The sequence below is a fragment of the Pseudomonas sp. EGD-AK9 genome, from assembly GCF_000465935.2.
Classification (GTDB): domain Bacteria; phylum Pseudomonadota; class Gammaproteobacteria; order Pseudomonadales; family Pseudomonadaceae; genus Aquipseudomonas.
In genome coordinates this window covers 1-1,028 of sequence record NZ_AVOF01000644.1, presented here as the reverse complement: position 1 = coordinate 1,028, position 1,028 = coordinate 1, and the positions used below count along the sequence as shown (strand labels likewise).

The 1,028-nt window shown below is 71.5% G+C and carries 2 protein-coding genes; both read left to right on the top strand.

Annotated features, from left to right (window positions below; translation table 11 throughout):
- A partial coding sequence (locus N878_RS22090; protein WP_031303734.1) for an MATE family efflux transporter occupies nucleotides 1-403 on the top strand: 403 nt, incomplete at its 5' end.
- A gap of 36 nt (nucleotides 404-439) precedes the next feature.
- A partial coding sequence (locus tag N878_RS22085; RefSeq protein ID WP_021445698.1) for a DUF3080 family protein occupies nucleotides 440-1,028 on the top strand: 589 nt, incomplete at its 3' end.

Here is a 1,028-nt window from a genome sequence, read left to right as displayed (position 1 = left end):
GGGCGCGGCGCTGGGCTACGCCTGCCTGTCGGCCAGCCTGATGCTCCTACTGCGCGAGCAGATCGCGCAGATCTACACCCCGGACAAGGCGGTGATCGCGGTGGCGGCGACGCTGATCGTCTATTCGGCGCTGTTCCAGTTCTCCGACGCCATCCAGGTCACCGCCGCCGGCGCCCTGCGCGGCTATCAGGACACGCGCATCACCATGCTGCTGACGCTCTTCGCCTACTGGGGCATCGGCCTGCCGGTGGGCTATGCGCTGGGGCTCTCCGACTGGCTGGGCGAACCCAGCGGTCCCAGCGGGCTGTGGCAGGGCCTGGTGGTCGGCCTGACCTGCGCCGCGCTGATGCTGGCGGTGCGCCTGGCACGCAGCGCGCGCAAACGGATTCGTGCGACGGCCTGAGTCGAACCCGGCGCGCCGAGGCCATACACTGGCGGCATGAAGCGACTCGCCCTGCTCCTCTGCCCACTGCTGCTCGCCGCCTGCGGCCCGGCCGATAACGGCCTGGCGCTGCAGGCCGACTACCTCCAGCGCCTGGATCGGGCGCTGGAGAGCGACGGTTTCGTCGCCTTCGACAGCCGCAGCGCCAGCCAGTACCGCCTGCCGCCGCGACGCGAACGCCTGCTGGCGCTGCCCGAGCTGCGTATCGGCCTGCTCGATCTGGTGATCGACGCGCGGCGCTGCCCGCACCTGCAGCAGCTGATCAGCCAGCGCAACAGCAGCCTGGGCAAGCAGCTGGTGCCCAGCCAGCGCCTGGGTTACGAGGGTGACCTGCTGCGCGCCATCGACGCCTGCCTGCCGCACCTGCAGGACGACGCCGGCCTGAAGACCACCCTGCAGCGCCTGGCTGCCGACAAGCGCGGCCAACTGCCGGCGGTGTTCTGGAATGCCCTCAACGGCAGCCGCGAGGTCGAACGCTACCTGCGTTTCGCCGACCAGGCGCTGCCCATCGCCTTCGCCGAGGACGGCGCCGCGCTGGACGCCCTGGAGCAACTGGCGGCCATCGGCGCCGGCCTGCCGCAGCGCC